The organism is Shewanella sp. SG41-4, assembly GCF_014164505.1.
Lineage (GTDB): Bacteria > Pseudomonadota > Gammaproteobacteria > Enterobacterales > Shewanellaceae > Shewanella.
On sequence record NZ_JACJFI010000021.1, the window covers coordinates 22,472 to 30,983 of the forward strand.

General features: G+C 41.1%; 7 protein-coding genes. 2 read left to right on the forward strand and 5 right to left on the reverse strand.

The features are described from left to right. The 3 genes from gshA to H5202_RS03930 all read right to left on the reverse strand — a co-directional run bounded on the left by gshA (position 1) and on the right by H5202_RS03930 (position 5,312). Positions 1 to 1,638: a glutamate--cysteine ligase gene (gene gshA, locus H5202_RS03920; protein ID WP_443019321.1), complete on the reverse strand. Its 1,638-nt coding sequence runs from the start codon at positions 1,636 to 1,638 to the stop codon at positions 1 to 3. 336 nt (positions 1,639 to 1,974) lie between these two features. Beyond that, on the reverse strand, positions 1,975 to 4,818 hold the full coding sequence (locus H5202_RS03925) for a M16 family metallopeptidase (RefSeq protein ID WP_182770902.1): 2,844 nt from the start codon (positions 4,816 to 4,818) through the stop codon (positions 1,975 to 1,977). Positions 4,819 to 4,883: 65 nt separating this feature from the next. Continuing rightward, positions 4,884 to 5,312 carry a YqaA family protein gene (locus H5202_RS03930; RefSeq protein ID WP_182770896.1) on the reverse strand — a complete coding sequence of 143 codons (429 nt, stop codon included), beginning with the start codon at positions 5,310 to 5,312 and terminating at the stop codon, positions 4,884 to 4,886. Between the two features lie 572 nt (positions 5,313 to 5,884). On the opposite strand from H5202_RS03930, the gene H5202_RS03935 reads away from it, so the two are divergent. Then, entirely contained in the window at positions 5,885 to 7,132 is a 1,248-nt protein-coding gene (locus H5202_RS03935; RefSeq protein ID WP_182770897.1) for a dicarboxylate/amino acid:cation symporter, read from the forward strand. A gap of 226 nt (positions 7,133 to 7,358) precedes the next feature. Here the strand turns inward: H5202_RS03935 and sugE are convergent, their stop codons facing one another. Then, entirely contained in the window at positions 7,359 to 7,679 is a 321-nt protein-coding gene (gene sugE, locus H5202_RS03940) for a quaternary ammonium compound efflux SMR transporter SugE (protein ID WP_182770898.1), read from the reverse strand. 145 nt (positions 7,680 to 7,824) lie between these two features. Beyond that, a complete protein-coding gene (locus H5202_RS03945) occupies positions 7,825 to 8,307 on the reverse strand; it encodes a DUF3465 domain-containing protein (protein ID WP_182770899.1) in 483 nt (160 codons plus the stop codon). On the opposite strand from H5202_RS03945, the gene H5202_RS03950 reads away from it, so the two are divergent. Then, positions 8,306 to 8,470, forward strand: a complete 165-nt coding sequence (locus H5202_RS03950; RefSeq protein ID WP_182770900.1) for a hypothetical protein — start codon at positions 8,306 to 8,308, stop codon at positions 8,468 to 8,470. The genes H5202_RS03945 and H5202_RS03950 overlap by 2 nt on opposite strands. Positions 8,471 to 8,512 lie beyond the last annotated feature (42 nt).

An 8,512-nucleotide genomic window follows, 5' to 3' on the forward strand; every position in this document is an offset into this window, starting at 1 on the left:
TTACTTCGCCTCGAAAGTGCCAGCTGGAACGACATCACGAAAATAGTGAGTTAAGAACGTCACAAAGTTATCTTGTGGTTGAGCTTCTAGACTGTGCTGCTCAAGCAAGGACTTTTCTGCCTCAAGTTTATAGCCTTGTTCAACTTCATCGCTTAATGGGTAATGGCTTAAAAAGTCATGATAATCTTTAGCTAACTGTTTAACCCACACGCTGTGATCGGTACCTTTAACTACCACTTCGTTTATCACTCTACCCGATAATGTTTTATCTGGGTCATCGATAGCTTCAGACCAAGTACTTAAGGCCGTTTGGTAAGCATGGCTGTCATCACCATCAAGTAACTTCGCGATTGTTTCCAATTGTCCAAAAAGCTCGTGCATCCATTGCGTTAAGCCAATAGCCTTACCGTTACGTTGTAATTCAATCCCCGGTTTACGACCTTCTAATACCACCGCTTTCAAGTTTGCGGCAATTTCCGCGTCACCTACAGCGTCGGTATCTTCAGATGGCGATAATAAGCAGTACAATAAAAATAGATCCAGAAAACGTACTTGAGTTGCATCAATCCCCACAGGGCTAAATGGATTAACATCTAATGCACGTACTTCAATATACTCAACACCTGCACGCGCTAAAGCTTGCGAAGGCTTTTCGCCTTTTTTGGTGACACGTTTTGCGCGAATAGGCGCATAGAACTCATTTTCAATCTGTAAAATATTGCTATTGAGTTGACGGTATTCACCATCCACTTTGATACCTATTTTTTCAAACTTTTTCGATGGCATTTTAATTGCTGCGCCAACACCGTCAAGGTAGTCCTGTAACGAGTTGTAGCTAATATTAAGCGTGTCTTGTTCTTTGTTGGTATAACCTAAATCACTCATGCGTAATGAGGTTGCATAAGGAAGGTATAACGTTCCTTTACCGGTTTTTTGAAATTCGAAATCGACGTCTTGATCTTTAATAAATGAACTACATAATGCCGGTGTTGAACCAAACAAATACGGTAACACCCACACTAGACGACGGTAGTTGCGGATCAATCCAAAATAAGATTCTGAAATAAAATCTTCCAGGCTAATATTTTTACTGCTGCAAGCGGCACTATTGGTCATCTTGTCATCATACAGACGCTGCCATAAATCTTGCGATACAGAAAAGTTAAAATGAACCCCAGAAATGATTTGCATTAATGCACCATAACGATGGGTTAACCCTTTACGATATAAGGTTTTCATTTTACCGTTATTGGAACTGCCATACCGCGCTACTGGGATATCACTAACATCACCTACGTAACATGGCATGCTGACTGGCCATAATTTTTGGCCATTTAGATTACGCACACTGTAAGCATGAGTTTGGGTTAACCCTTCAAGTAAATCATCAATACTGTGACTCACTGGAGTAATAAATTCTAATAAGGCTTCGCTGTAATCGGTGGTAATGCGCGAATGAGTCAGAGCAGAACCGAGTGCTTTTGGGTGATCGTCTTGTGCTAGATGGCCGTTTTCATCAATACGCAATGCTTCACGCTCGATACCACGTAACATGCCCAATAAAGACTCTCGGCCTTGAGTGTCGCTTAAGTGTTCGACTTTTTCATTGAAAGACTTCAATTTACTACTCTCTTTTATGGATTCGCATTGCGAGTAAACAGCTAGACCTGATAATAAACGAGATTATTACTGAAAACGCGATAAAAATTGTAATTCAGTATAATTAGCGTGTTTATGGGTGTTAAATTAAAAACGGCAACATTCATTGTCACCGTCGATAGAGCCTTAAATATTATTTTTTATTTGCCAATAAACCGACACGGTTTGATATTTCGATTAATGCATAACACTCAAACAATCTATCTCTACAATAGTGTCAATTTCAGGCCTTGGATACATTTTATGTCATCTATATGAGGCTAACACTAACTTATTTCAAGGCTAGTGTTAACCCTAGTAGAAACAAGTGTTCAACTAGTCGGCAAGTGTCATCATTTCAATCTGATACCCCAGCGCTGTTAATTGAGGTACAACGGTGGTTTTATCACCCACCACCAGCATTACCATGCCATTGATATTTAATAATTTACTGGCAAGCTTGTTTAGTTCATCTGTCGAAATATTTTTAACAATTTGGTCTTGCTTAGCAGTAAAGCTTTTATCAAGCTGATAACGTTGGATCATTCTCAGAAAACCGGCTTTTTGATACGGAGTTTCGTATTCTAATGCCTGACTTTGTGCAATTGAATTGCGCATAAAGGCGCTTTCTTCGTCGGTCATGCCTGACGTTTGGTAAGCGTTAATTTCGTTGACAAACTCAGCCAGTGCTAACCCTGTTACATCACTTCTTACGCTAGCATACGCCATAAACTGAACAGTATCTTCTGCGCCACCAAACTGAGTGCGCGCACCATAGGTATAACCTTTATCTTCACGTAGATTAAGATTAATACGGCTATTAAACGCATCTCCTAATGGGTAGTTCATCAAATAAGCTTTGAAGTAACCACCTGTTGCATCATACGGTAATGACACTTGGCCAATATTAATTACCGACTGTGCAGCACCGGGTTTATCAATCAAATAAATGGTGTTTTTAAGGTATGTTGGCAATGCTGGCAGCGCTGCAACCTGAGTCGCCTCACCTTGCCATTCATTAAACATCGACAACTTAGGTATTATTTGTTGTTGATTTAAGTCAGACACAACGACCATCTGAGCATTACCAGCACGGTATTGCTGTTGATAAAATTGCTTCACGTCATCTAGGGTTAATGCCGATATTGATTTAATCGTACCGTCACTGCTGATCCCTAATGGGCTATTATTGCCATATAATAAGGCAGAAAAACCACTACTGGCTAGATAGTTAGCATCGGACATTTGATGTTGCAAACCTTGCAACTGTTGTTGTTTGACTCGCTCAAAATCTGCCGCAACAAAACCGGGACTAAACAAACGTTCTTTAACGATGGCAAGCGTGGCATCTAGGTTTGCCGTTAAACTCGACACTTTAAGGTAGCTTTGTGAATCACTGGCGCCAAAACTAATCGATGAACCCAACATATCAAGCGCCCCAGCCAAATCTTCGCTGCTACGTTGCTCGCTCGACTCATTAAGCATCGATGCGGTTAACTCAGCAAGACCTGCCTTGTTAATTGGACTTAAGCGATGGCCGCCATCCAAATAAATAAGCAGTTCAACCGTTGGCGTTTCGTCACTTTCAGTGCCCATCACTTTAATGCCATTTGCCAGCTTGCTGTCCCATAATTGCGGCACTGTTAGTGCCGGCGCCGCGGCTGATGCGGGAATGTTATTGCGATCAAATGAGGATTTGGCGAAAGTAATGTCGGTTAATCCGGTTACTGCGTCTTGCGCGATAGGTAAAGTAGTCGGTTCAAAATTGTCCGCGTGGGCAATCAATTGTGTTTGCCCTTCTGGCACAATGCTCATCACCACCATGGGTTTATTTTTAATATAAGTATTAAATACCCGCATCACATCGGCTTTGGTGACATTAGCATAACGGGCTAAATCAGCAGCCACCATGTCAGGCTTACCAAAAAAGGTTTGATTTGCGGCAAGTGTAGAGACTTTTCCTGCGACACTTTGCATACCAAAAATAGTGCTGGCTTCGAACTGCACTTTAACTTTTTGCAAGTCATCGTCGGTTACGCCACGTTGTTCAAACTCACTGATAGTTTCATTAATTTTAATTTCAAGATCAGCAAGACTACCGCCTTTGCTCGGATTAGCGACAGCGTAAAGTGATAACTGACAGGTGAGCTCTTGGCATGGATGGCTTACCGCTGCTTGGACTGCATAACCATCTTTGACCAAATTTTTATAGATAAGTGACGTTTTACCGCCCCCGAGAATATTAGCGAGCAGATCGAGTGCGGCTTCGTCTTTATGTTGCACGTAAACAGTGGGGAACCCCATGTAAATTAGCGGCAAATGGACTTTGTCTTCCATCGATATATAACGGGTTTTATCCAATGTCACCATGGTTTTAGCTTCAGGCTCAACCTTAGGTCCTGCTGGAATTTCACCAAAGTATTTATTTACCCATGCCAGCGTTTGCATCTCATCAAAGTCGCCACCAATGGTTAAGGTCGCATTATTAGGCCCATACCAACGTTGAAAGAAATGTTTAACATCATCAACTGTGGCGCGGTTTAAATCATCTGGCCAGCCAATAACTGGCCATGAATAGGGATGACCGGCTGGATAAAGAGCTTGATTAAAACGCTCATTTAAACGGCCATAAGGGCGATTATCAATCCGTTGTGCACGTTCATTTTTAACGGTTTCACGCTGTACTTCGAATTTTTCGCTCGTCAGGGCGGGCAGTAAAAAGCCCATTCGATCAGACTCTAACCAGAGCATTTTTTCTAATTGATTACTCGGCACAGTTTCAAAATAATTGGTTCTGTCGGTATTAGTGGTGCCGTTTAATGTTCCACCCGCTTCAGTAACCACTTTAAAATGCTGCTCATCACCAACGTGTTGTGAGCCTTGGAACATCATATGTTCAAATAAATGTGCAAAACCACTGCGACCGGCTAATTCACGGGCAGAACCGACATGATAGGTCACATCGACATGAGCTAATGGATCTGACTTATCTTGATGCAAAATCACGGTTAAGCCGTTGGCTAACTGATATTTTTTATAAGGAATGCTAACTTGATTTTCTATCGGGGTAGCCGTTTCGATTAAGGTCACGCCTTGGGGTAAACTCGACGACTGGTACGCGTTATAGGCGCAACCACTTAAAACTGCACTGATAGCCGCAGCTAATATCCATTTATTCAAATTTAGTTTCAAAATCGACTCCTTCCTTAAAACAAAAAAACCATCGTTGCAGAAATAACGCGGTATCAATACTCAAACGTATACGTCATCAGCAATACAATGACGCTATAACGTAATAATTTACCTATAAACATAAACAATGAGGCGGGTAAAATAGGTATTTTTAACCACCCAGCCAGTAAACATAACAAATCACCGATTATCGGTAACCAAGATAATAATAAGGCCCACATTCCATACTTTTCTATCCATGCGAGTGCATAGCGATATTGACGACGCTGAATATCTTGTGGATTCTTGGCCAACCGCCCTGCTCGACCAAGACCATAACTGGTTATCGCACCAAGCGTATTACCAATAGTGGCCAGTATCAATAATTCGAACCATAAAGATGGCGTTTGATTAAGTAATGCCACCAGTAACACTTCTGAGCCACCAGGCAATAGCGTTGCAGCCAAAAAAGCACCGCTGAACATTAACCATAAACTCGTCATCGATTGATCTTATTGTGCACTAGCATATTCATTCCAATGACTATTCATTCTATTTTATCGTACCTTCACAATGAATATCTGCACAACATAATATGAAGATATGAACGCGCAAAATCTTAAATTAACTCACTAGTATCTCAAGAGTGCTTTAAACACTATGCTGATACACAATCTCGATACCGTTCATTGTGACGTAAACATTCAAGGTTGCCCCACTCAATATACAAAAATTGAGCAATAACAGCGCGAATACGTTAATGAATAGTAAAAAAACTTAAAGTTATAATAACAAATTCAGTTATTCATATAAGTTATAATAAAATAACGTTGTTTGTCATTCGCTCACTTCATACAATGCAATTAATATTTATTAACCTTAGCGGGTTTATTAAGACATTATTTAGCGTTAACACCGCGCGTATCCCTAAAAAAACAGACACTAATACTACGACACATCTCTATTGTTGGGTTTAGTTTTTAGAAATAATACTCATTAGTGAACATAATGAGTCACACAACGACGTTACCTAATCAGATTTAGTAACGTCACAATGACATAATTTGGAACTTTCATGATATTGCAAACGCTCAAACGCATTCCTTTTTGGCAGAAAGTCATTGCAGGTTTTGTTTTAGGAACGCTCACAGGCGTCGGATTAGGCGAGTCTGCGGTGATGTTAAAGCCTCTTGGTGATCTGTTTATTAGTGCCATTAAAATGTTGGTTGCTCCTTTGGTATTTTGTGCCATTGTGGTTAGCATCACATCACTGGGCTCTCAAGGTAATTTAAAGCGTTTAAGCTTTAAAACATTAGCCATGTTTATGTTTACTGGCACCATTGCTTCATTTATTGGCTTAACTGTCGGCAGCCTTATCGATATGGGCGGTAACCTAGCATTAGCCACATCGGAAGTCCGTGAACGTGATATCCCTGGCTTTGCTCAGGTATTACTCAATATGATCCCAGTTAATCCATTTGCCTCATTAGCCGACGGCAATGTACTTCAAATTATCGTATTTGCAGCGTTAATAGGCATTGCCATTAATGCTGTTGGCGAGAAAGCGGCGCCATTAAAAAACGTGATTGAAGCGGGTGCCGAAGTCATGTTTCAATTAACGCGTATGGTATTAAAACTGACACCAATAGGTGTATTTGGCTTAATGGCGTGGGTTGTTGGTGAGTATGGCTTAAGTACACTATTGCCTTTAGGTAAGTTTATTATTGCGATTTATATTGCCGCGCTAATTCATATCATCTTCGTGTATGGCGGATTAGTGAAATTTGCTGCGGGTTTAAGCCCACTGCAATTTTTCCGCAAAGCCATGCCAGCCCAGATTGTGGCTTTTAGTACAGCATCTAGTTTTGGCACTTTACCTGCCAGCACTCGTTGTACCGAAGCAATGGGCGTGTCGAAACGCTACAGTGCTTTTGTACTGCCACTTGGTGCAACCATGAACATGGATGGTTGTGGCGGTATTTACCCTGCGATTGCAGCTATTTTTATTGCGCAAATTTATGGTATTCCGCTCGACATGACTGATTATATGTTGATTGCGGTAACCGCAACGGTAGCGTCGGTCGGCACAGCGGGAGTGCCTGGTAGCGCGATGGTGATGTTAACCGTGACTTTAGGCGTTATTGGCTTACCACTAGAAGGTATTGCCTTTATCGCTGCCATTGACCGTATTATTGATATGATCCGCACGGCAACTAACGTGACTGGCGATATGATGACTGCGGTTGTGATAGGTAAATCGGAAGGCCAATTGGACGAAGAGCAATTTTACTCAGATGAAAAACCGGTTGAGCAAGCCGCTTAACAATATTTTCATTGTATGGTTTATCCTAAAACACCTTAGTAGTATTTACACAAGCCAGCACTTTTTAGTGCTGGCTTTTTAGTGCTGGCTTTTTAGTGTCAATCGTCAAAAAGATGAACGCCCACAAATGAATGAAGGCTATTGAGCTAACGCTGGATTGACTTAAATTGGAAAAGTGATCCACATCCAAAAATCTAGGTCAAAAGTCGTCAACATCAGAAACGGTCTACGTTGAACTCGACAATTTCAATCCGATAATGCCAATAACAATCAACAGAAGACTGGCTAATCGAATCAATGTGACTGACTCATTAAACAATACCATTCCTAGTATTGCTGTCCCGACCATTCCCACGCCAACCCAAACAGCGTAAGCCGTTCCAACAGGCAAGGATTTCATTGCCATGCCCAGCAAGCCAATACTAATCAACATCGCGACCACTGTACCGACACTTGGCCATAAGCGCGTAAAACCTTCGCTATATTTAAGTCCTATCGCCCACACAATTTCAAATAAACCCGCTATCAGCAAAATAAACCAAGACATATATACCTCTGTGTTATTGGGCCGTCCCAAGATGAAATAGAGAGGCAAGGTCGTCCTCACGTCTGATAAAAAAATGTCTGCATTACTTTAACAACCTAGGTCGTTATCTTGTGATTGGAGCACTAATAAAATAGGTTACGATTAACTATTGATACGTTTTACCTTGATGAAGCAACCAACCATTAAGGTGGCGGCCATTAGGATCGTGGTGAGTCCAATGCACTACACCGCCTTTGTTATTCCATTCATACACACCGTAAAATTCTATCTCATCACCGACAGATATCGCCTCAACTCGTGGTGCCAAATCAATATTATGTGCAACTAAGACTGTAAACGAAGAAGATATTTTAACAATCAATCTTTGATGTCTAGAACCTTTATTGTCATCTGGAAGTAGCTTTATCACGGTTCCCAGGCCTTGTACTTGAACGTTTTCCTGCTGGTGCTCAAAAGCTTGCTGGATTAATGCATTGTTATTTTGGGCTACAGAATGTTGAACTGAGGTGTTGGATTTGAGTGCTGTGGTTGATGTATCAGTGAGTGATTCAGCCACACTATATTGTGGCGAACCGAACCATTGATATGACAAAATAATTATAACGAGTAACGCGATCCATTTTTTCATGCGCTGTGCTGTCCTTAGCTTAATCAACAATATCGTTAAGCGGATATTATACGATAACAACCAAAAAGGAACACTAGATAGTGATGATTGTGTTGACGGTGACGATGGTGATGATGGTGTTGATGGTGAGCATGCATTATTACTAAAGTTCTTTAGCTTATAACTTGATTATGCAGGCATTCAATTTTATCTAAGCCATTCTAAT

Excerpts from the sequence above, each read along its gene's own strand:
- H5202_RS03930 (WP_182770896.1), bottom strand. The coding sequence starts at position 5,312 with ATGACGAGTTTATGGTTAATGTTCAGCGGTGCTTTTTTGGCTGCAACG.
- H5202_RS03935 (WP_182770897.1), top strand. The coding sequence starts at position 5,885 with ATGATATTGCAAACGCTCAAACGCATTCCTTTTTGGCAGAAAGTCATT.
- sugE (WP_182770898.1), bottom strand. The coding sequence starts at position 7,679 with ATGTCTTGGTTTATTTTGCTGATAGCGGGTTTATTTGAAATTGTGTGG.
- H5202_RS03950 (WP_182770900.1), top strand. The coding sequence starts at position 8,306 with ATGCGCTGTGCTGTCCTTAGCTTAATCAACAATATCGTTAAGCGGATA.
- H5202_RS03945 (WP_182770899.1), bottom strand. The coding sequence starts at position 8,307 with ATGAAAAAATGGATCGCGTTACTCGTTATAATTATTTTGTCATATCAA.